This is a genomic window from Nostoc sp. LEGE 12454, from assembly GCF_056620565.1.
This window is the reverse complement of the sequence record NZ_JBWQXL010000017.1, coordinates 90,011-116,533: the sequence shown is the minus strand read 5'-3', so window position 1 is coordinate 116,533 and position 26,523 is coordinate 90,011. Positions and strand designations below refer to the sequence as shown.

Annotated in this window: 2 protein-coding genes; both read right to left on the bottom strand. The window is 44.0% G+C overall.

The genetic code is table 11. From position 1 onward, the window contains the following. Window positions 1-76: 76 nt before the first annotated feature. Complete coding sequence (locus AC1F2U_RS18885; protein ID WP_480262496.1) at window positions 77-18,595, bottom strand: non-ribosomal peptide synthase/polyketide synthase; 18,519 nt, start codon at window positions 18,593-18,595, stop codon at window positions 77-79. A 2-nt stretch (window positions 18,596-18,597) separates the two neighbouring features. Further along, window positions 18,598-26,466 (bottom strand): amino acid adenylation domain-containing protein, encoded by a 7,869-nt coding sequence (locus AC1F2U_RS18880; protein ID WP_480262495.1) that lies wholly within the window; start codon window positions 26,464-26,466, stop codon window positions 18,598-18,600. Window positions 26,467-26,523 lie beyond the last annotated feature (57 nt).

Below are 26,523 nucleotides of genomic sequence, written 5' to 3'. Positions count from 1 at the left end.
CAAATTTTTTGCGGGAATTAATTACTGAGTGCTGAGTTTATGACTCAGTACTCAGTACTAGGAAGCATATTTGCAATTAGATGCTGGCTTGCTCAATAAAAGCTCTTAACCGTTCGGCTAAAACCTGAACATGAGGTTGAGTCATCATCGTAGTATGGTTGCCTGGGACAAATTGGACATCCACTGGTTCGGCAGAAAACTTGTTCCAGCCCCATGCTGAATCCTGCAAAATCTCAGAAGGTAATTCACCGATAGGTTCTTCAACAGAAGTTTCACTGGAGCGTAACAGAGTAACTCGGGTGCGATAAACCTGTTGTGGTACATAATTTATAAGAGAGTTAGTTTTAAGAACTTGCACTAGATTGTTAAGCTGCGTAGTATCAGCATCGGGAGGCAGAATATCAACCATTTTTAAACGCTGTAGAACGTATTTTAGTTGCTCCTCCCAAACCAAAGATTGAAAAGTATCGTCAGAAATATCCAAGTTCTTTCCTAAGAAACGTTCTATCGATCTGGCAAACTCAGCCAGCCATCTAGCATCATCCCAATCAAAACCTATTAGCTTTTCTTGGTAAAACGGTGCTGTACTATCAAGAATGGCAACCAGAGCAACTTCATGTCCCTTATAAAGTAACTGTTGAGCCATTTCAAAGGCTATTTTCCCTCCAAAAGAATGGCCTGCTAAAAAATACGGCCCTTGTGGTTGAATATCTTGTAGTGCTTGAATGTACTGGGTAGCTATATCCTCAACTTGGGTGAAAGCAGTAAAACTATTGCCTTGGAAACTATAAAATGGTTGGTCTTGTCCCAGACAACGGGCTAAATTATACAAGTAAAAAGGAGTACCACCAGCTCCTGGAAGGCAAAACAAAGGTGGCTGAGAACCATTCGGTTGAATTGCTACCAAACAAGACTCACTAGAGTAATCCAAATCTTTTTGGACAATTGTCGCTAACTGTTCGATAGTGGGATTCTGCAAGAAGGTTGCTAAGGGAATATCTTTACCAGACTGCTGTTTAATTTGAGCCATTAAGTAGAGAGCTACAAGGGAATGACCACCGAGGTCAAAAAAGTTATCTTGTACTCCTACCTTGTCGATTTTGAGAATCTTTAACCAGAGTTGAGTTAGTTGCAGTTCTAAATGGTTACGAGGCGCAACAAATCTATCTGAATTACTGGTGCTAGGAGGTGCAGGTAAAGCACGGCGGTCTATTTTGCTGTTAGTAGTTAGTGGCAGTGCTTTTAGGAAAATAAAAGCATTGGGTATCATGTACTCTGGCAGCTTTGTTTTCAGGAATTGTCGCAGTTCTTTGTTTGTCGGTGTCACCTCTTTTTGCGGCACAATGTAGGCGACTAAGCTTTTATCGCCTGGGGTATCTTCACGGACGATGGCACAACATAGTTGCACATCGTCATGTTGGCTTAGTACTGCTTCAATCTCACCTAACTCGATCCGGAAGCCCCGAACCTTGACCTGATTATCAATGCGTCCCAGGTATTCAATGTTGCCATCCAATAAATAGCGTGCTAAATCCCCTGTTTTGTATAAGTGGGAATCTGGGTCAGCGCTAAACGGGTTCGGAATGAATTTCTCGTTGGTCAATTCTGGACGGTTAAGGTAGCCTTGTGCCAAACAGTTCCCACCAATGTGCAACTCTCCTGGCACACCTACAGGTACTGGTTGTAGGTGAGAGTCAAGAATGTATACAGTTTTGTTAATTACTGGACGACCAACAGGAACTGTGGTGAGATTGGTGTCTTCACTGAACTGGGGAGGAATTTCAAACAGGGTTGCTGTGATAGTTGCTTCTGCGGGGCCATAAGCATTGAGCAAACGAACACCAGACATTGGGAGTTTTTGCCAAAGAGCAACGTATTCGGGTAACATCGCTTCTCCACCAATAATTACAAGTCTCATTTGACTATTCTCATTTTGTACTTGTGTTGTCGCCCACTCTTGAGTCAATTGTTGCCAATAAGCTGTTGGGAGATTAACGACAGTAAGTCCAAAATCGGAAATTATTTGATGTAACTTTGTTGGAGTCCATACATCCCAACCTCGAACCAACAAGGTCGCGCCAACGGTCAGTGTAGGAAATATCTGCTCCCATGAGGGATCGAAGTTGATTGAGGTAAACTGGAGTACACGATCGCTCGGCACAAGTCCAAAAGCCTCTTGCATAATACAGCAGTGGTTAGCGATCGCACCATGTGAAATCATCACCCCTTTGGGTCTGCCTGTAGAACCAGAGGTATAAATTACATAAGCCAAGTTAGCTGCTTGTACACCAGTTATGGGATTTTCCTGGCTATGCTCAGAAATTAGATGCCACTCGGTATCCAAACAGACAACATTTGCTTGATTCTCAGGCAGTCTTTCAACAAGATGGTGCTGGGTTACTAGCACCGCAACTTGAGCATCTTCCAACATAAAACTCAAGCGGTCTTGGGGATAGTCTGGGTCAAGCGGCACACAAGCTCCACCCGCCTTGAGAATGCCAAGTAGTCCCACCAACATCTCTAATGAACGTTCCACACACAACCCAACCAGTACATCTGCTCCCACACCCAAGGAGCGCAAGTAATGCGCTAATTGATTAGCCCGACAATTCAACTGCTGGTAAGTCAGTTGTTGATTATCACATACCACTGCTACTGCATCCGGAGTACTCAAAGACTGCGCTGCAAACAACTCATGAATACACTTACTTTGAGGATAATCTGCTTGAGTATGGTTCCATTCAACTAATAACTGGTGTTGTTCTTGTTCAGAAACAAGAGAGTGCAACTCGTAGCATCCTTGTGGCTGGTTTGCCATTGCCACCAGAGCATTGAAATAGTATTCACCAATCCTATTAATTTGTTCAGGACATAACTTTAAGGCATCGTACTGAAGTCGCAATTCTACCTCAGATGACCTGGGATTAACACTAAATTGAGTGGCAAAAGTGAAATTGGTTTGTTCAAAAAACTTGACACCTAACAGTTGCAAATTATTCAGTTCCAATACCTGTTGGTAGACATGAAAATGCACAAAATTAAACGCCGTCTCAAATAAAGGCTCACCACCCAAATTTCTCTGGATTTCTGCCAGTGGATAGCGACGGTGGGGCAACATTTCTCGTTCGGCGGTAAACACTTGCCGTACTAAGTCTATCCATCTGCCCCCAGTCAATTCCACGCGCAATGGCAAACTATTGAGGAATAGTCCCAGGATTCGCTCACCATCGCTTTGTTCCGGTCGCCCGTTGGCTACTAAACCAGTTAGTACGTCTGACTGACCTCCCAGAAGACTTAACACTCGCAGATGAGCAGCCAACAGCACACTCTTGAGTGGAACTTCTGCGGATTGAGCCAGTTGTTTTAAGCTTTCAGAAATTTGAGGAGATAAAGTTACATCTTGTACGCCAACTTCTACAACATTAGTATTTGTTGGTACAGAAGACCAGCGAGGTATTTTAGTGAAAGTGCTATCATGTAACTTCTCATTCCAGTATTGCTGAGTTGACGATGAAGCGATCGCTTGTTGCTCTAAGGCGACAAAATCCCGGTATGCAATACTTAATGGTGGCGATACATAATTGGCTTGTTCGCCTAAAAGTGATAAATAACAATTAAACAACTCAGCCATCATTGAGGAAACACTCCACCCGTCCAAAATAGCGTGGTGGCAACTCAAAGTGAGATTAAATGTCTCCTGTGTACGACGATGAACAAAAAAGCGTAATAGGGGAGCATGAGTCCAATCAAAATGCCGTTTCTTTTCGGCTTCAAACCAAGCAGCTAAGGTTTCTTCTTGCTCGGAATGATTCAAGTGACACCAATCTTCCATTTGCAAGGGAAGCTCAACTTGCTGATGCACCAGTTGTAACGGAATACTGAAGTTACTCAGATCGAATGAAGTCCGCAGTACAGGATGATGATTAACTAAATCTTGGACAGCGACTTGCAAAAGTCGAACATCAAGACGGGTTTTGAGATGGAAACTGCTAATTTCGTGATATAATGCATCATCTTTTTTGTACTCACTGTGGTAGAGCATTCCCATTTGCAGCATAGCAAGGGGATAGGCATCTTCTACACCATCAGGTAAGCTTTGTTTATCTGCGATCGCAATCAGGCTAAATGGTTGAGTTGATGATAATTGTGTAAGATTCTGCTCTTGGGTTTTGAGTTCTTGAACTAGCTGGGAAATGGTTTGATGTTGGAATAGCTGTACAAGAGAGATACCTAAACCTTGTTCTTTAGCTTCAGACAACACTTGAATGCTACGGATAGAATCTCCACCCAAGGCAAAGTAGTTATCATTAATACCGACTTGCTCGACACCGAGAACCTTAGTCCAAATAGCGGCTAATATTTTCTCTTCTCTTGTGCTAGGCGCGACAAAAACATCTTCTAGTTCTGGTCTGGTGCTGTCAGGTGCAGGTAAAGCACGACGGTCTACTTTACCATTTGCTGTTAGTGGTAGGGCTTCTAATTGTACAAAAGCACTTGGAACCATGTAGCTTGGCAGTTGGTTGCTGAGGAAGCGACGTAGTTCTGCGGTTGTGAGAGATTGTTCTTTTTGCGGCACTACATAAGCAACTAAACGTTTACTTCGACTCCGCTCAGTACCAGTGTCGCCCGGTTCGTCTTCTCTCACTACCACAACGTTTTCCCACACATCTGGATGAGTTGCCAGTAATGCCTCAATTTCTCCCAACTCAATGCGGAAGCCCCGCACCTTCACTTGGTTATCTATGCGTCCTAAATACTCTAGCTCGCCATTCGGCAAATAACGTGCCTTATCCCCTGTTTTGTATAATCGCGCTTTTGGTTTATCAGTGAAGGGGTTAGAGATAAACCTTTGTTGTGTCAGTTCCAGACGATTGAGATAGCCACACGTCACTCCAGCACCACCAACGTACATCTCGCCTGGAACACCAATTGGTACTGTATGAAGATGTTCATCTAGCACATACACCTGTAAATCGGGGATTGGACGACCAATAACACTTGCTGTACTTTGCAAATCGGCTTTGCTCAGTGGGCGATAGGTAACGTGTACGGTAGTTTCTGTAATCCCGTACATATTCACTAACTGGGGTCTTGTGTCGCCATGACGCTCAAACCAAGGTTGTAAACTCAACAGTTCCAAGGCTTCGCCACCGAAAATTACTAGGCGTAAGTTCAAGTCGTCAGCAGTTGCCATTGATTGTTCGGCTTGAATTAACTGGCGGAAGGCGGAAGGTGTTTGATTGAGAACTGTGACTTTTTCTTGAGCTAATAACTGGTAGAAAGATTCAGGCGATCGCGTTACTAAATAAGGCACTACTACCAGTCGTCCACCATACAGTAATGCACCCCAAATTTCCCACACGGAGAAGTCGAAGGCGTAGGAGTGGAATAATGTCCACACATCATCTTGATTGAATTTATACCAAGCTTCTGTGGCTGCAAATAGACGAACTACATTAGAGTGATTAACTAAAGTGCCTTTCGGCTGACCTGTAGAACCTGAAGTATAAATGACATAAGCTAAGTTATCAGTTGTCAAATCACTAATGGGATTATCTTGACTTTCAGTAGATATATTTTCCCAGTTAGTATCTAAGCAGACTACACGCGCCCCATGATCTGGTAGTCCACTGACCAATTTCTCTTGACTCAACAGTACACGCACTTGTGAATCATTCAGCATATAAGCCAAGCGTTCTTGGGGATATGTTGGGTCTAAAGGTACATAAGCCCCACCAGCTTTGAGAATTGCCAAAAGTCCCACCACCATTTCTATTGAGCGTTCCACACACAAACCGACCAGTACATCGGCTCCCACGCCCAAGGAGCGTAAGTAGTGGGCTAACTGGTTAGCACGACAGTTTAATTCCCAGTATGTAAGTTGTTGATTCTCATATACAACCGCTACAGCATTTGGTGTATACTCTACCTGCTCCTCAAATAACTGATGGATGCACAAATCTTGTGGATAATCGAGGCTTGTATCGTTCCACTCGACAATTAACTGCTGTTGCTCAGATGGTGTCAGTAAAGGCAATTGCGCTAGGTGCTGCTCTGGGTTAGCAATAATACCTTCAAGCAATGTTTGGAAATGACCCAACATTCGAGCGATCGTTGCATCGTCAAAGCGGCTAGTATCATAGCTAATTTTCACCAACAATTGTTCACGAGCGATCGCAACTAAAGTCAGAGGATAATTGGTTTGTTCAATGCCGTGAATATTGTCTAGGTCGAAACCATAATTGTGCGATCGCATTGTCGCATCAACAGGATAATTCTCGAAGACAACAATACTTTCGAACAAAGACATTCCCTTGGGAACTTCGCTAAAACCCTGAATATTTGCTAACGAACTATATGAGTATTGCTCAGACTCAACTTGCTGCGCCTGTAAATCTTTCAACAAATCTAGCAGTTGGGTATTTGCTGAAACTTGAACTCGCACTGGCAATGTGTTGATAAATAGCCCTACCATCGACTCAATACCAACAAGAGATGGCGGACGACCAGATACAGTCGTACCAAACACTACATCTGTTTCTTGGCTGTAGCGACACAGCAGTATTGCCCAAACTGCCTGTATTAAATTACTAATTGTCAATTGATGCTGTCGTGCAAAAGACCCAACTGCGGTTGTGACTAGTACTGTTAACTGAATTTGCTGTTCGCCATAGCTAGCGTTGCCATTTCCCTGGTTTGGCAGTAGCTTATCGACTGTTAAAGGAGTAGGAACAGTAAAACCTTGGAGTTTTTGCCTCCAGAATTTTTCAGCTAGAGCTAAATCTTGTTTCTGTAACCAAGCGATATAGTTGCGGTAGTTCGCAGCAGATTTATAGTGTAAACTTTCACCCTGAGAAATTGCTTGATAAAAATGCAGCAGGTCTTTGAAAACCAAAGGTAACGACCAGCCATCAAGCAATAAATGATGATGACTCCAAACAAACTGATAACTATCGGCACTCAACTGCATTAGATGAAAGCGCATTAGTGGTGCAACAGACAGTTGGAAACCTTGTTGCCGCTGTGACTTTAAGAAAAGCTCTAATTGCTGTTGCTGTTCTTGTGCAGATAGCTCTTGCCAGTTATAAACCTCTACAGTAACTTTGACCTGCCGATACACAACTTGCAGTGGCTGAATCAATTGCTCCCAAACAAAACCAGTCCGCAAAATTGAATGCTGCGCTACTAACTGCTGCCAAGCTTTTTCAAATGCTTTGACATCCAAATTACCTGTCAAAGTGCAAATTACCTGCTCGAAATATACTCCTGAGTCTGGAGCATACAAACTCTCAAACAACATACCCTGTTGCATGGGAGAGAGCGGATAAATATCCTCAATATTTTGCCAGTTAGTTTGTAGTCCTTGTTTCAATGCTGGGCTTACTAGGAGCTGGTCTAGTTTTCGTTGGTCAAACTTAACTAATGGGAAATCTGAAGGTGTATAACCGCCATTTTGTGGATCTAAACAATGGGCAATTAGTTCTTGTAATGTTTTGACAAATTCTTGTGCTAAATTCTCAATTGCCTCTTGCTGATGGACATTGGTGCTATAAATCCAATTTATTTGTAGTCGTTCTCCAGAAATGATGCTGTTGATGTCTAGGAGATGAGCGCGGTTATTATCTAAACTATGCTCAACTCCAGCAGACTCACTAGCTACTTGCATCCAAGAAGATGTGTTCAGAACTTGAGTGAATTGACCCAAATAATTGAAGCTAATTTCTGCTTGCGGTAATACCTGTAGTTGGGTAGCGATTTCTGCATCCTGACTCAGATAACGCAATAGCCCGTAGCCAATTCCCTTATTAGGAATAGCACGCAGTTGTTCTTTGACACATTTTAAAGCATCCGTCGGCTTTTCTGTTGCTTCCAGTTCCACAAGCACAGGAAAGATGGTTGTAAACCAACCGACAGTGCGTGACAAATCCACACCATCAATAATGTCTTCTCGTCCATGACCTTCTAAGTTGAACAGTACAGAGCTTGATTGAGTCCATCTGCTCAAAACCTGTACCAAGGCAGTTAGTAATACATCGTTGATTTGAGTGTTGTAAGCTTTTGGTACATCTTGCAGTAAAGCAAGAGTTTCAGCCTCATTTAACGACACTAATACTGTACTGGTAGATGCAACAGTGTTTACTCCTCGTATGTAGTCAACTGGAATAGAAGGAACTGCGGAACGAGATTCGTTTAGCCAATAAGCAACCTCGGATTTGAGGGTTTCCGACTGTGCATATTCTGTTAACTTGTAAGACCAATCCTTGAAAGAAGTTGTCTTGGCAGGAAGCACAATTTCTTGACCTTGGGCAAGTTGCTGATAAGCTGTTTGCAAATCTTCTAATAAAATCCGCCAAGAAACACCATCAATTACCAAGTGGTGAATTGCTATGAGTAATCGTGCCCTTTTGTCAATACCCAGAGCAAAAAAGGCAACCTGCACTAAATTTTCTGATAGATTTAAACTTGCCTGAAGGGAAGCGGCTTTAGCTTCAATTGCTGCTTGTTGTTCGCTCTCTGGAAGTGCCGATAAGTCTATGTGAGAGAAAGCAACCTTATCATTCGGAGCAGAGTGAATTTGTTGCCAAGTAGACTCAGACTGTGTAAAACGTAAGCGCAGAGCATCATGATGTACCAGCAATTGTTGTAAGGCTTGCTGCAATAACTCTGGCTTGAGGTCAGAGGGTACTGACAGCAGAAACGATTGATTAAAGTGGTGCGGCTGTTGTAAATCTTGCTCAAAGAACCAGTGTTGAATTGGTGTGAGAGGTAATTTTCCTGTAACTAATCCTTGTTCTACCTCGATCGCCTTGATTGTACCCGCTACTGCTGCCAACTGAGCGATCGTTTGATTTCCAAACAGTTGTTTGAGGGTCAGTTGCAGCCCTGCTTGCTTTGCTTTGGCAAGAATTTGAATACTGAGAATGGAATCTCCACCGAGTTCAAAGAAGTTATCGTGAATACCTACTTGTTTGACTCTCAGAACTTCTACCCAAATCTGCGTTAGTATTTCTTCAATTTGATTGCGCGGGGCTACAAAACTTTGTTCTAGTAACCCGTGTAAGTTTGGTTCAGGCAAAGCGCGACGGTCTATCTTGCCGTTGGGAGTTAAGGGTAAAAACTCTAGGATGACGAAAGTATGTGGCACCATATACTGTGGCAGTTGCCCAGAGAGGAAGGAGCGCAACTGGCTAATAGGGGGTGCAAAGCCTTGCTTCGGTACTACGTAGGCAACTAGGCGTTTATCGCCGGGAGTGTCTTCACGGGCGATGATACAAGATGCTTGCACATCGCTATGTTGGCTCAATACTGCTTCAACTTCTCCCAACTCGATGCGGAAGCCACGAATTTTTACCTGATTATCGATGCGTCCCAGGTATTCAATGTTGCCATCTGGTAAATAGCGTGCTAAATCCCCAGTTTTGTACAGGCGGCCAGCATCAAACGGGTTGGGAATGAATTTCTCTTGTGTTAATTCTGGGCGGTTGAGGTAGCCGCGTGCCAATCCCGCACCATTGATGTGTAACTCTCCTGGGATACCTACGGGAACTGGCTGTAGATATTGGTCAAGAATATAGATTTGCGTGTTAGAAATTGGCCGACCGATGGTTGGTGAAGTGGTTGCGCCTTGTTCCACCAAGCTAAATGTCGAGTAAGTAGTGTCTTCTGAGGGGCCATAGAGATTGAATACACGCTTGACTTTACTATGCTGATAAATTTGCTGCACAAGTTGATTTTGCAGAGGTTCACCAGCTAAATTAACTGTGCATACCTGCTGTGGTAGATTATCATCTCGAATTAACTGTGCGATCGCACTTGGGACTGTATTAATCAGAGTGACTTGGTTGGCAGCAGTCAGAGTGGATAAGTGCAAAGCATTTTGAGCTAAGATGACTTTTCCGCCCACGCTAAGAGTTACAAACAACTCAAAAACCGAGAGGTCAAAACAAATAGAGGTAGAAGCTAAGACACCAGCAAGTTCTTCTTTTGTAAAAACCTCTTTTGCCCAACTCACCAAAGCAACGGGACTGTGATGCTCGATAGCAACTGCTTTTGGTCTACCTGTCGAACCGGAGGTATAAAGTACATAAGCTAGGTTTGATGCTTTAACTTCGCTGAGGTTAGGAATTTCGCTAGCTTGGTCAAGCTTATAACCATCAGTATCCAAATAGACAATGTGAGCTTTATGTTCAGGTAGCTTTTCAATTAGATGCTGTTGCGTGAGTAATACTGGAATTTGAGCATCTTCTAACATGAAACGTAGGCGCTCAGTAGGATAATCAGGATCGAGTGGCACATAAGCTCCACCCGCCTTGAGAATGCCCAGTAACCCCACAACCATTTCTATAGAGCGATCGACACAAATGCCTACTAGCACATCTGGTTTTACGCCTAATGAGCGCAAGTAGTCGGCTAACTGGTTAGCGCGAGTGTTCAACTGCTGGTAAGTCAGTTGTTCGCTTTCAAACACAACTGCTACTGCATCTGGGGTACGCTCTACCTGCTCCTCAAACAATTGATGGATACACTTATTCTCAGGGTAATCTGCCTGAGTATTATTCCACTTCACTAATAACTGTTGTTGCTCAGTCGTTGTCAGTAAAGGTAATTGGGAAATCCGCTCTTGGGGGTTAGCAACAATACCTTCGAGCAATGTGACAAAATGACCAGTCAATCGCTCAATGGTAGAAGCATCAAATAAATCAGTGTTGTATTCCCACGCACCCACCAGTCCAGTGGGCGTGTTCTGCATTCCTAAAGTCAAATCAAATTTAGCGGTTGCGCTTTCTAACACCATTGGACTGACAGTTAACCCAGCCAACTCTAATTGAGACTTAGACTCATTCTCAAGCACAAACATTACCTGAAACAGAGGCGCATGGCTGAGATGTCGTTCTGGCTGCAATGCCTCTACTAGCATTTCAAAAGGTAAATCCTGATGAGAGTATGCATCTATGGCCATTTCCCGAACACGAGCTAGTAACTCGCTAAAGCTAGGATTGCCTGAGACATTAGTACGTAATACTAGAGTATTGACAAAAAAGCCAATTAACCCTTCTAACTCAGAGCGATCGCGGTTGGCGATCGGCGAGCCAACTAAAATATCTTCTTGTCCTGTGTAGCGGTAAAGTAAGGTATCAAACGCTGCCAACAGGGTCATGAACAAGGTTACTCCTTGCTCCTGACTGAGTTTTTTCAGTTTTTCAGTTAACTTAACAGACAGTGTAAACTTTTGATATGTGCCCGCAAAGGTTTGCACAACAGGTCTAGGTCTATCTGTGGGCAGTCCTAATAAAGTTGGTGCATCTGCCAATTGTTTTTGCCAGTAATCCAATTGGCTTTGCAGTACATCACCTTGCAACCAATCTCTTTGCCACAGTGCAAAGTCTGCATATTGAATCGGTAGTGGTGTTAAGGGTGTTGGCTGACCTTGAGAATAAGCATTGTACAGCGATGCAAGTTCTTGGACAAATACACCCATTGACCAGCCATCCGAGACAATGTGGTGCATACACACTAAAAATATATGTTCTGTCTCGGACAGCACTATTAATTTTGCGCTAACTAATGCTTGTGTTGCCAATTCAAACGGTTGAGTTGCTTGTTGTTGCGCTAATTGTTGTGCAGTTATTTCTTGTTCATCCGTAGATAAATGCTGTAAGTCAACAATTGATACTGTCCAATTCGTTTGTGTTTGAATAATTTGAGTTGGCTGTCCATCTACTGCAATGAAGTTGGTGCGTAAAGCTTCGTGGCGAGCAATTATTTCTTGCAAGCTTTGTTGTAGTGCCGCTTGATTGAGAGTTCCTACTAGACGTAAAGCTATGGGGATGTTGTATAAAGAAGTATTTGGCTCGAACTGGTCTAAAAACCACAGCCGTATTTGGGCAAATGATAGCGGTAATTCTGCATCTTTTGCCCGCCTTAAAATGTGTGAAGAAGTAAATTCGCTGTTTTGTTGTTGTAATTGCCCAATCGATTGAGCTAATTCAGCAACTGTTGCTTTTGCAAACAACTCACGCAAAGGTAATTCTATTTTAAAAATGTTGCGGATACGTGAAAGCAGTTGCGTTGCTAATAAAGAATGTCCACCCAATTCAAAGAAGTTATTATGAATGCCCACTTGTTCTACTTTGAGAACTTGTACCCAAATTTGTGCCAGTATTTCCTCAACGGGTGTGCGTGGGGCGACATACTTTTCTAGTAGTGTGCTGTCTAACTCTGGTTTGGGCAGGGCGCGACGGTCTACTTTCCCATTGGGAGTTAGCGGCAAAGAATCCAAGATCACAAAAGTACTTGGAACCATGTACTCTGGGAGTATTGTTTTCAGGTATTGCCGTAGTTCGCCGATAGTTGGTGTAAAGCCTTGATGTGGAACTATGTAAGCAACTAGGCGTTTATCGCCCCTGGTATCTTCGCGGGGTATGACACAAGATGCCTGCACATGACTATTTTGACTGAGTGCGGCTTCAATTTCTCCCAACTCAATGCGGAACCCGCGTATTTTTACTTGATTGTCAATACGTCCCAAGTATTCAATATTGCCATCTGGTAAATAACGGGCTAAATCCCCTGTTTTATATAATTTTGAATTGTCAAAGGGGTTGTTAATGAATCTTTCCTGAGTTAGTTCGTCACGGTTGAGATAACCTTTGGCTAACCCTACGCCACCAATATGCAACTCTCCTGGCACACCCACGGGTACTGGTTGCAGATTGCGATCTAGAATGTAGACTTGTGTGTTAGCGATCGCTTTCCCAATGCTTGGTGATATCTGCTCTTGTTCTTTAGCAACTACCAGCCCAGAAGTTGTAACAACAGTATTCTCGGTTGGGCCATAATTATTCACTACTTGGAAGGGAATTAACTCTGATGGATACTGATGAAGCTTATCTCCTCCAGTTAGGATAGTTCGCAAAGCCAAACCTTCAGTTGGCCATGCCAAAGACAATAATTCCTGAGCTAGTGGTGTTGGCAGGAAACTGATAGTAATCTTGTTGGAAATCAACCAGTCTCGTAGATTTTCTAGGGAAGTAAGTAGTTGAGATTTGACTAAGTAGATACTTGCTCCTGCGGTGAGGTAAGGCCATAATTCCCATACCGCAGCATCAAATGCTGTTCCTGCTAGCTGAGTAGCTTTGTCTGAGGAAGTGATGTCAAAGGCGCGTTGATGCCAGAACACCAAATTTAACAACCCTTGATGGGCAATCAGCACTCCCTTGGGTTGACCTGTAGAACCGGAGGTATAAATTACATAAGCTAAATTAGGTGCTTGTGTATCAGAGATTAGATTGTCCTGACTGAACTGAGAAATCACCTCAGCGTTAGTATCCAAACAAACGAGCTTTGCTTGATAAGAGCCTGGAGAGCTAAAGGCCCCATGCTCCTTGCCCCCTGCTCCCTGCCCCCCTGCCTTTTCACACTGGGCTAGTCTATCAACGAGTCGCTGCTGGGTCAACAATACCCTAACTTGAGCATCTTCGAGCATAAAATGCAAACGCTCAGTTGGATACTCAGGGTCAAGTGGTAGATATGCTCCACCTGCCTTGAGAATGCCTAACAGTCCCACTACCATTTCTATTGAGCGTTCTACACAAATACCTACCAGTACATCTGCTCCCACTCCTAAAGACTTGAGGTAGCGTGCCAACTGGTTAGCACGGCAATTTAACTGGTGATAGGTAAGTTGTTGATTTTCAAATACAACTGCTACAGCATCGGGGATTTGTTTAACCTGTTCCTCAAACAACTGATGAACACACTTATCTAGAGGATAATTAACACTTGTATCGTTCCACTCGACCAGTAATTGCTGTTGCTCAGATGGTGTCAGTAGCGGTAATTGGGAAATTTTCTGTTCTGGGCTAGCGATAATACCTTCAAGTAAGGTCACAAAATGACCCGTTATGCGCTCAATGGTACTAGCATCAAACAAATCAGTGTTGTACTCCCAAACACCTACTAGTCCATTAGAGGTCTTCTGCATTAATAAAGTTAAATCGAACTTGGCAGTTATACCTTCTACTTTCAGGTGATTGACAGTTAATCCAGCTAACTCCAATTCAGATAGGGAACTATTCTGGAGTGAAAACATCACCTGGAACAATGGTGTATGGCTCAAATCCCGTTCTGGCTGCAATGCTTCGAGCAGCATTTCAAAAGGTAAGTCCTGATGAGTGTATGCTTGCATTGCCATGTCTCTAACACGACCCAATAATTCGCTAAAGCTCGGATTGCCTGCCAAGTCAGTACGCATGACCAAGGTATTGACAAAAAAGCCAATTAACCCTTCTAACTCAGAGCGATCGCGGTTAGCGATGGGAGACCCCACCAATATATCTTCTTGTCCCGTGTAACGATAAAGTAGGGTATCATAAGCTGCCAACAACGTCATGAACAAGGTGGCTCCTTGCTCTTGACTTAGTTTTACCAATTTATTTGTTAACTCAACTGAAAGCGGAAACTCTTGATATGCACCAGAGAAAGTCTGCACAGCAGGTCTGGGTCTGTCTGTGGGTAAGGGTAATAAAGTTGGTGCATTTGCTAATTGTTGTTGCCAGTACGAGAGTTGACTTTGCAATACATTCCCTTGCAACCACTGTCTTTGCCATAAAGCAAAATCTGCGTACTGTACAGGCAGTGGTGCTAAGGGTGACGGCTGACCTATTGAATAAGCATTGTAGAGCGATGCTAGTTCTTCGATCAACACGCCTATTGACCAGCCATCAGAGACAATGTGGTGCATACACAGTAATAAGACGTGTTCTGTCTCGGACAGTACTACTAATGTTGCCCTAACTAATGCTCCCTGTTCCAAGTCAAACGCTTGAGTTGCTTGTTGTTGCGCTAATTGCTGTGTGGCAATTTCTTTTTCATTATTTGGTAAATGTTGCAACTGGACAAAATTAACAGTCCAATTCGTCTGTTGTTGAATAATTTGAGTTGGTTGTCCATCAGCTGCGATGAAGTTGGTGCGTAAAGCTTCATGGCGATGAATAATTTCAGATAAGCTTTGTTCTAAGGCAACTTGATTAAGCGTTCCCAGAATATGCAAACCTACAGGTATGTTGTAGAAGGAACTGTTTGGTTGTAACTGGTCTAAAAACCAAAGACGCTGTTGAGCAAACGACAGTGGTAATTCAGTATTTTCTGCTCTAGGTACGATGGGTGATGTATGAAGTTCTAAATTCTGTTGCTGTAATTGCCCAATCGATTGAGCTAATTCAGCAACTGTGGCGGCGGCAAATAACTCACGCAAAGGTAGTTCTACTTTGAAAATGTTGCGGATGCGTGAAACCAGTTGCGTTGCTAATAGAGAATGTCCACCCAGTTCAAAGAAATTATCATGAATGCCAACTTGCTCTATTTTGAGGATTTGCGCCCAAATTTGTGCCAGTATTTCCTCAACAGGTGTACGTGGGGCAACATATTTTTCTAGTATTGTGTCGTCTAACTCTGGTTTGGGTAGGGCGCGACGGTCTACTTTTCCATTGGCAGTTAGGGGTAAGGATGGAAGTATTACCAAAGTACTTGGAACCATGTACTCTGGGAGTTTCGCCTTGAGAAACTGACGCAATTGGTTAGTAGTGAGTGATTTATCACTCTTGACTACATAAGCAACTAAACGTTTGTCCCCCGGTTCATCCTCCCGAACTACCAGCACACTTTCCCACACATCTGGATGAGAAGCCAATAATGCTTCAATTTCTCCCAACTCAATGCGGAAACCGCGAATTTTAACTTGATTGTCGATGCGTCCTAAATACTCTAGCTCGCCATTGGGTAAGTAACGCGCTTTATCCCCTGTTTTGTATAGTTTACTTCCTCCTGCCTCCACAAAAGAATGAGAAATAAACCGTTGTTGGGTTAACTCGTGACGATTGAGATAACCACGCGCTACCCCAGCACCACCAACGTACATTTCACCTGAAACACCAATTGGTACTGTATGAAGATGTTCATCTAGCACATATACCTGTAAATCGGGTATCGGACGACCAATTACACTTGCCGTACTTTGCAAATCGGCTTTGCTCAGTGGGCGATAGGTAACGTGTACGGTAGTTTCTGTAATCCCGTACATATTCACTAACTGGGGTCTTGTGTCGCCGTGTCGCTCAAACCAAGGTTGCAAACTCTTGAGTTCTAAGGCTTCTCCACCGAAAATTACTAAGCGCAATTTTAAATCATCAACCGTTGCTATTGACTGTTCAGCTTGAATTAATTGGCGGAAGGCTGAAGGGGTCTGGTTGAGAACTGTGACTTTTTCTTGAGACAATAAATTATAAAAAGATTCAGGCGATCGCGTCACCAAATACGGCACTACTACTAGTTTTCCACCATACAGTAATGCACCCCAAATTTCCCAAACAGAGAAATCGAATGCATAAGAGTGGAATAATGTCCAGACATCTTTAGAGTTGAAATTATACCACGAGTTTGTCGCTGCAAACAGACGAGTTACATTATTGTGATTGACTAAAACGCCTTTGGGCTTACCTGTAGAACCGGAAGTGTAAATGACATAAGCCAGGTTATCGGGTGTTGCGGCGTTTTCCAGATTGAACTCGCACTTTTGAGCAATTTTTTCCCAACCGGTATCTAAGCAAACTACACGCGCCTGATGTTTGGGCAGAGATTCTACTAATTGTTGTTGGGTTAATAGCACCGAAACTTGAGCATCTTCTACCATAAAGCTCAAACGTTCAGCCGGATAGTCTGGGTCAAGTGGTACATAAGCCCCACCTGCCTTGAGAATCCCTAGTATGCCCACAATCATGAAGAGCGATCGCTCTACACACAACCCTACCAGTACATCGGCTTTCACACCCAAAGACCGCAAGTAATGCGCCAACTGATTAGCGCGAGTATTCAATTGCTGGTAAGTCAGTTGTTGATCTTCAAACACAACTGCCACACCATCGGGAGTACGTTCAACTTGTTCCTCAAATAGATGATGGATACACTTATCCTGGGGATAGTCTACTTGAGTGTTGTTCCACTCTACTAACAATTTATGACGTTCTGCGATCGTTAACAGAGGTAATTCTGCAATTCGTTCTCTAGGATTGGCAACAATTGCTTGTAGTAAAGTTTGAAAATTTTGGGCTATGCGGGCAATGGTTGCCGCATCAAATAAATCAGCATTGTAAGACCATACGCCTTCTAAACCTCCTGAAACTTCCCAGTAGTTCACTTCTAGGTCAAACCTGACCATTTCATCAAGTGGTAAGGACATTTTCTGGGTGGTTAAACCTGGCAAATCCAAAAAAGACTGTGAGTCATTTTGGAGAGAAAATAGCACTTGTACCAGGGGATTACGGCTTAAATCTCGTTCTGGTTGTAGCTTTTCCACCAACATCTCAAAGGGCAAGTCTTGATGAGCATAAGCTGATAATGTGGTTTGCCGCACTTGCGCTAAAAAGTCAGCAAAGCTGGGATTGCCAGAGAGATCGCCCCTTAATGCTATGGTGTTAGCAAAAAAACCTATTAGCTGCTCAACGCTCTTGTTGTTGCGGTTAGCGATGGGAGAGCCAACAATAATATCTAACTGACCACTGTAACGAGAAATTAAGACCAAAAAAGCTGCCAGTAGAGTCATAAACAATGTTGCTTCTGACTCTTGGCTCAACTGCTTGAGGCGTTGTGTAAGGTGGCGATCGAGTTGGAAACGCTCAACTCCACCCCGGAATGTCTGAACTGGAGGACGTGGTTTATCAGTTGGCAGTTCTAGTACAACTGAGGCATCAGCTAACTGTTGCTGCCAGTAATTCAGTTGCCGTTCCAGGACTTCGCCTGTTAGCCATTGGCGTTGCCAAACTGCAAAGTCAGCATACTGGATGGATAATTCCGGTAGTGGGTTGGGCAATCCTTGAGCGAAAGCTGCATATAGCTGAGATAACTCACGTTTAAAGATGTTCAAAGACCAGCCATCGTAGATGATGTGGTGCATTTTCAACAGCAGTACATATTCCTGGTTACTCAGTTGGAGTAGAGTGAATTGTACTAATGGCCCAACAGCTAAATCGAAAGGCTGGGACGCAAGAGACTTGGCCATTTCTCGAATTTGCTCAGTCTGCTGTTGCGCTGACAACCCCTGCAAGTTATGAATTGGCAAAGTTAAGGCAGTGGGAGGAGCAATGACTTGGACAGGTTTTCCGTCTACGGTGGGGAAAGTGGTTCTTAAAACCTCATGGCGGCGAATGAGTTCACTCAGGCTCTGCTCTAGTGCAACTATATTCAGCGACCCATGTAGTATTTGAGCATCCAGCAAATTATAAGACCGACTGTCTGGTGACAAATGGTGCAAAAACCAGAGTCGTTGTTGAGCAAAAGATAGTGGAGCTTCACCGTCTCGTTGCACTCTCGGAATGGGCAATTGATGAGAGCTTTTAACCTGCTTTGCTTGTTGTAAAAACAGGATAATTTCTGTTTTTCGTGCAGCTATTTCCTGACGTAGCGATGGAGTTAATACCCCTTCAGGTGCATGACAGCGCAAGCGAACCTCTTCCAGAGGCGCTCCGCTAACGCCATTGGCCTCTAGTTCTATACTTAAGTTTGTCAGGTGACGAATAAATTCAAAGGTGCTGTTAGTCATGCTCAAAACTCCACTACCTCGCTACTGACTTCTTTAACTGATAAATTTTGTGTTACCAAATCCACTACTTCTATGTAGGCTGCTATCCCTGCTACTGTGGGAGACTCGAACATCATCTGTATAGATAAATCGAGTCCAAAAGCTGAGTTAATCTCTGACAGGACTTGGGTAGCGAGTAGCGAATGACCCCCTAGTTCAAAGAAGTTATCCTTAACGCCAATGCGTTCAACTCCTAAGATTTCACTCCAGATTTGAGCGATTTGAGCTTCAATAGGCGATCGCGGTAAAACAAAGCCAGTGGAAAGATTTCTCGTGGCTGTATCAGGTGTTGGCAAAGTGCGACGATCCACTTTGCCATTGGGTGTTAAGGGTAGCGCATTGAGAACAACAAAAGCTTGCGGAACCATGTAATCGGGTAGCTTTTGTTGGATATATTCACGCACCTGTGGCACTAGTTTCTGAACTAACTTGCCGTATAGAGGATTATTTGTGTAGTCAATCCAGGGTTTGGTAGCGACAGCTGAACTATCCCAAAAAGCGATTGTCCCGTTAGATGTCTGCGTTGAACTATTGCGGCAGAACACCACATCATAACAACCATCCTGGCTACTCTCCCACCAACTTAGGTCAACTGTGTAACCGAGTTGCTGCCCCAACTGGTAAAACTGTTCTGGATTGATCCCAACTGTTGGCTGTTGTGCTAATACCTGCCGCAGTTGCTTGACTGTTTCCACAGCCGGAGGATTTTCCAACCACTGCCAAATCTGTAGTGCTTGCTGTACCCGTTGATTCGGCACGCGCCTAATTCCCAACAGTTCTGGCTGCTCTTTGTGTAGTTGATTTTGAATTTCTGTAAACGAGAGCTTGTCTAGTTGCCAATTTAACCAAGCAATGGTGGTCGCCTGAACATTAGTACCAACATGGAGGGTAACATCATAGCGGAATTGGGTTAGCTCATTTTGGGCGTAACCGCGTTTGGGCTGAATCTCTACCCAACCAATCTGGGGAAAACGTGTCTGGAGGGCAATGAAGAAACCCGGATCGATAACCAATTCTTCCTCGGCGGCCAGACTCTGGTGTACCTGCTGCTGCCATTGCTCAATAGTTCTATCCGACTCTGCTTGGGACAACTGCACGGCTGCATGGTATTGCTCCAGTAATGGCAAGCTGCGGACATCGCCCACGAAAATTGTTCCCTGTTGAGTAATTGTAGACATCGCCCCTTCTAAAACCTGCAACAGATACTCAATGCTGGGGAAATACTGGACGATTGAGTTCAAAACAACAGTGTCGAATTCTCCTTGGGGGATGCCTTCAAAATTATCTGCCATTTGGTGCAGCAGCCGCACATCTTCTAGACCCTCGACTGTGCTGCATATCTGTTCAACGTGCTGTATGGCGGCGATGGAATAATCGGTTCCCCAATACTGTTGAGAGTGCTTGGCAAGACGAGATAGCAGTAAGCCTGTTCCACAACCAATTTCTAATACGCGCTGAGGAAAGTTAGCTTGAATTCGGCTGACTGTACTCTCAACCCACTCCTGCATTTCCCGATCTGGGATGGGCTGTCTGGTATAACTACTGTTCCAACCAGCAATATTAAATGTCAGGTCATCTGTGGATGTTTGATTTTGGCTATAAAGTTGTTCATAGAGTGTTTGCCAATCATTAACATACTCACTCTGCCATTGACTAACCTGCTGGGGTAATGTTTGACGATGAAGAGTTGGTACTAAGTAAGCTATCAGACGTTTATCACCAGGGGTGTCTTCTCTTACAACCACAACACTCTCTTGCAACAAGGGGTGTTGACTCAAAACTGTTTCAATTTCTCCCAACTCGATCCGGAAACCCCGTATCTTCACCTGATAATCGATCCGACCGAGAAATTCAATATTCCCATCACTTAGGTAACGTGCCTTATCTCCAGTTTTGTAGAGGCGTTCGGAAGAGGCAGAGGGGCAGAGGTGCGGAGGGGCAGAGGGGAAAGATGGGTGCAATTTATCTTCTGCCCCCCTACTCCCCTGCTCTCCTGCTCCCTTGCTTCGACTAAAGGGACTGAGAATGAATTTTTGGGCAGTTAACTCTGGTTGATTGAGGTATTCTTTTGCTAGACCATCACCCCCAATGTAGAGTTCTCCTGGTACACCAACGCCCACAGGCTGTAGTTGGGGATCTAATAAATAGATTTGTGTGTTGGAAATTGGCTGCCCGATGGGAATAGTTGTAGCGTCTTCGGGGACATCCTGCACTAAGTACCAGGAACTAAATGTGGTATTCTCTGTTGGCCCATAAACGTGCAGTAATCGCTGTGGCGCACCATTTTCCAGTACTTTTTTCACCCATTTAGGATCGACAGCTTCACCTCCAAATAAGAGATGCCGTAGTGAATTGAAAGCATAGGGGACTTCCTGAGCAATTTGATTGAACAAGGCAGTCGTCAAGAATAATATGCTGATTTTTTGCGATCGCATAAAACCAGCGAAATCTCTGGGCGAAAGCGCCAAATCTTTGCTCACCCCTACCAACCTTGCTCCGTTTAGTAACGCTCCCCAAATTTCAAAGGTAGCTGCGTCAAAGGCGTAATTTGCAGCTTGGGCAATGACATCTGTTGGTTCTATGTTGATGTAGTTTGTGTTGATTACCAAGCGATTCACGGCTCGGTGAGTCACAGCTACTCCTTTGGGTTTCCCTGTGGAACCGGAAGTGTAAATTACATAAGCGAGATTATCGGGTGTTACTGCTGCTATGGGGTTTTGCTGGCTGAAGAGAGCGATCGCATCTGCATCAGTATCAAAGCAGACAACACGCGCTTGGTGTTTGGGAACAACATCGGTTAATTTCTGTGTTGTCAACAGCACCGATATCTGAGTGTCTTCTATGATGAAAGCCAAACGATCTGTAGGATATTCTATATCTAAAGGCACATAAGCCGCACCTGCCTTGAGAATTGCCAATAACCCGACAACCATAGATACAGAACGTTCCACACAAATACCCACCATAACACCTGGTTTCACGCCCAGTTTTTGCAGATAATGTGCTAGTTGATTTGCCTGTGCATTCAACTCCTGATAAGTGAGCTTTTGCTGTCCAAAAACCACCGCGACTGCATTAGGAGTTTGTGCAACTTGGGCTGCAAACAAATCATGTATACATTGGTCTTTTGGATAATCCGTTTGGGTGCCGTTCCACTCTACTAACAATTGCTGCCTTTCTTGTGCTGTCAGTAGAGGTAATTGGCTGACTGGTTGTTCTAAGTTAGTAACAATCGCCTCTAGCAAATTCTGGAAATGTTTCATCATCCGGGCGATCGTTGCCGCATCAAATAAATCGCTGCTGTAATAGCAAAAGCCCTCAAGACCTTCAGCAACTTCCCAGAGGTGAACTTCTAGGTCAAACCGCACCGCCTCAAGCCCCCAATGCGTTTTCTCGACCCTTAAACCAGGTAAATCCCAAGGGTTGGTTGGCGCATTCTGAAGGGCAAACATCACTTGCACCAGTGGGTTGCGATCTAGGTTGCGCTCCAGTTGCAACTCTTCAACTAACATCTCGAAGGGCAAATCCTGATGGTCATAAGCGTTTTGAGTCACCTGTCGCACCTTCTCCAGCAAGGCTTTCAAGGTCAATTCTGGGGACAGATCGAATCTCAGTGCCAGAGTATTGACAAAAAAGCCAATTAACCCTTCAATTTCTTTACGGTTGCGATTTGCGATCGGGGAGCCAATTACAAGATCCGTTTGACCACTGTAGCGAGACATTAACACCACAAATCCCGTCAACAGTGTCATAAACAGAGTCGTTCCCGACTTGTAGCTTAGTTGTCTAAGCCGAGAAGTCAGCAAGGCATCTAGTTGAAATCGCTCTGTTCCGCCTCGAAAAGTCTGGATAGCTGGGCGGGGGCGGTCTGTAGGCAATTCCAACAAAGGTGGCGCTGCCGCTAACTGTTGTTTCCAGTAACCTAACTGAGGTTCAAGTACTTGAGTTGTCAGCCATTGGCGCTGCCATAAGGTAAAGTCGGCATACTGTACAGATAACTCTGGTAATTCAACCGCACTACCCGTGGTAATAGCTCGATAATGGGCAGACAATTCGCGGTTCAAAACGCCTATCGACCAACCATCAGCAGCAATATGGTGAATGGCTATCAGTAGTACATACTCGTCAGTCGCAACTTGCCACATCTTGACCCGCAATACCGGATCTTTCGCCAGATCGAATGGTTTGTAGGCTTCTTCGATCGCTAGTTGCTCTACTTGTTTCCAGGGGTCTGCCACATTTTGTAGATTCACCACTGGTAATGTTATGGCTATAGCAGGGGCTATTACCTGTATTGGCTTGTCATGCTCGATCTCAAAACGAGTCCGTAGAACTTCATGCCGCCGCACCATTGCCTCAACCGCTTGTTCCAAAGCTTTGATATTGAGATTCCCCACTAAACGCATGGCGAAAGGCATTGTGTAAGCACCACTTTCGCCTTCTAGGTGATGGAGAAACCACAGGCGCTCTTGCGCCCAAGATAGAGGTATGTCTTGTCTTGTGGAAACGGGTAAAATTGCTGGAAGCGTTAGACTCGAACCTGTTTTAAGTTCACCTAAAATAACTTCACTTAACTGTGCGATCGTCGGTGACTCAAATAGCGATCGCAACGGTAGCGAAATCCCAAAAGCTTCTGGTAAGCGGGAAATAACTTGAGTAGCTAGTAGGGAATGTCCCCCTAGTTCAAAGAAATTATTATGAATACCTACTTTCTCTAACCTCAGCACTTGTGACCAAACCAGTGCTAATTTTTCTTCAATGGGGTTGCGGGGTGCAACAAATTTATCTGCTATTTCACTGTTTAAATCTGGTGCAGGTAAGGCCCGGCGGTCTACTTTACCGCTAGGAGTCAGGGGTAAGGCTTCTAGAATCACAAAAGCACTAGGAACCATATAATCTGGCAACTTGGCTTTCAGGAATTGCCGCAGTTCGCTGCTTACAGGTATTACCTCTTTTTGCGGCACTATGTAGGCGACTAACCGCTTCTGCCCAGGGTGATCTTCGCGGACAATAACGCTGGATACCTGCACATCGCCATGTTGATTCAGTACTGTTTCAATTTCTCCCAACTCGATACGGAAGCCCCGGATTTTTACCTGATTGTCGATGCGTCCCAGGTATTCGATGCTGCCATTTGATAAATAGCGTGCCAAATCCCCAGTTTTGTATAATTTACTTCCTCCTGACTTCTCAAACGGGTTGGAGATGAATTTCTCTTGTGTCAACTCAGGACGGTTGAGGTAGCCTCGCGCTAAAGAGACACCACCAATGTACAATTCTCCTGGTACGCCGACGGGTACAGGTTGTAGATCCCGATCAAGGATGTAAATTTGCGTGTTCGCAATGGGTCGCCCAATTGGAGGAAGTAGCGGCCAATTCTCTACTGAATTAGTTAAAGTAAAAGTGGTGACTACATGGCTCTCTGACGGGCCATAATGATTGTGCAAAGTACAATCAGCTAGTTTGTTGAACCATTGAGAAATGGCCGGAGTAATCTGCAACTGTTCGCCAGCAGTAATAATTTCTCGTAGATTACTAGTAACTGATTCACTACTAACAGCTACTTCAGCTAATTGCTGTAAGGCAACAAAGGGAACAAACAGCCTCTCAACAGCTTTTTCTTGCAGAAAATCTAACAAAGCCAAGGCATCTAATCGCAATTCTTCTTTAATCAAAAGCAATGTGCCTCCCGAAAACCAGGTAGAGAATATTTCTTGGAAGGAGACATCAAAGCTGATAGGAGCAAATTGCAGCGTTTTTGCTCCGCCAGAAATTGTATTATTTTGCAGTTGCCATAGAATCAGATTGCAAAGAGCAAGTTGATTCATGGCTACACCTTTAGGTTGACCTGTAGAACCAGATGTATAAATCACATAAGCTAAATTAGTTGCTTGCACGCCAGATATGAGATTATCTTGACTCGACTGGGAAATCAAGAGCCAGTCAGTATCCAAAAAGACTTGCTGCGCTTGATGCTTAGGTAGTTTTTCAAGTAATTGCTGTTGAGTCAACAGTATGGATACTTGAGCATCTTTGAGCATGAAGCTTAAACGCTCTTGGGGATACTCTGGGTCAATTGGCACATAAGCACCACCCGCCTTGAGAATGCCCAAAATTCCCACTACCATTTCTAGCGATCGCTCTACACAAATACCAACCAGCGTATCTGGTTTTACACCCAATGAGCGTAAGTAGTGCGCCAACTGATTAGCGCGACAGTTCAACTGCTGATAAGTTAGTTGTTGATTTTCAAATACAACTGCTACCGCATCCGGTGTACGCTCTACCTGCTCCTCAAACAACTGATAGATACACTTATCAGAGCGAGAATCCGCCTGAGTATTGTTCCACTCGACTAATAACTGTTGTTGCTCAGTTGGCGTCAGTAGAGGTAATTGTGAAATAGACTCCTGTGGGTTAGTAACAATACCTTCCAGCAAGGTCACAAAATGCCCTAGCATCCGGGTAATTGTGGCTTGTTCAAATAGGTAAGAGTTGTACTCTAAACTGCCACTAAGCCCTTGCTCACTCTCTATCATCGACAAGGTTAAATCATACTTAGCTGTCGAGTTTTCTATTTCTAAGCGAGTTAGAGATAAACCAGGTAATTCCAATTTTCCAGGCGGCGTATTCTGCAAAATGAACATCACCTGAAACAAGGGAGAGTAACTGAGGTTTCTTTCTGGCTGCAAAGCTTCTACTACTTTCTCAAACGGTACATCTTGGCGAGAGTATGCTTCCATTGCTGCTTGGCGTACTCTTTGCAGTAATTCCCAAAAGCTGGGATTCCCAGAAACGTCAGTACGCAACACCAAAATATTGACAAAAAAGCCGATGAGAGATTCTATTTCACTACGGTTGCGGTTAGCGATCGGAGAACCGACGAGAATATCTTCTTGATTGCTGTAGCGCGATAGTAAGATGACAAAGCTAGTCAGCAAAGTCATAAATAAGGTTGCGCCTGACTTTTCGCTAAGGCTTTTGAGTTTTTGAGTCAGATGAGAATTTAGCTGAAAATGTTTAATACCACCACGGTTTGTCTGTATGGGTGAGCGCACTCGGTCGGTAGGAAGTTCTAAGAGGGGAGGCGATCCTGCTAATTGTTGCTTCCAATAGTCCAGTTGAGTGTCTATGACTTGACCTTGCAGCCACTGTCTTTGCCAAACAGCAAAGTCTGCATACTGAATTGGCAGTTTAGACAATGGAGAAAGCTTACCAGTGGAAAAAGCTGTGTACAAGGCTGTCAGTTCGCGCCACAAAACACCCTCAGACCAACCATCAAAGGCAATGTGGTGGACACTCAGCAGTAGCACATATTCATGTTCGCGTAGCTGCACTAGAGAAAACCGCAACAGCGATCCTTGCTCTAGATCAAAGGGTTGTTCAACTTCGTTTTTCACCAGTTGCAAAACTTGAGTTTCTCTTTCCCTTTCAGAAAGTTCCTGAAGATCGACTACAGGTAACGTCAAGTTGAGATTGGGAAAAATCACCTGAACAGGTTGGTTTTCTGAAGCTAGAAACGTAGTTCGCAATGCTTCATGGCGTTGGATAATTTCATTGAGACTATCCTCTAATGCAGAAATGTTGAGTAAACCCTGAAGACGAAAAGCTAAAGAGACATTATAGGCGGAGCTATCTGGCTGCAACTGTTGAATGAACCATAATCTTTCTTGTGAAAAAGACAAAGGCGGATGTTCATTCCGAGATACAGGCTTCAAATCTGGAGCTTGATTCTGTAAATCGAGAATGCTTGCGATCGCTTGCCAAATATCTTCTCTACTTTTTACTGGCTTGTTTGGTTCTAATGGATTGATTTCAGCAGAATAGCTCATTGTAGTCTTTTTGCTTCAGATTTTTAAAGATATACTGGAGTATTTGGTTTTGTGAAA

Bases quoted from the DNA above. Each gene is read 5' to 3' on its own strand.
- AC1F2U_RS18880 (WP_480262495.1), bottom strand. From the start codon at position 26,466: ATGAGCTATTCTGCTGAAATCAATCCATTAGAACCAAACAAGCCAGTA.
- AC1F2U_RS18885 (WP_480262496.1), bottom strand. From the start codon at position 18,595: ATGACTAACAGCACCTTTGAATTTATTCGTCACCTGACAAACTTAAGT.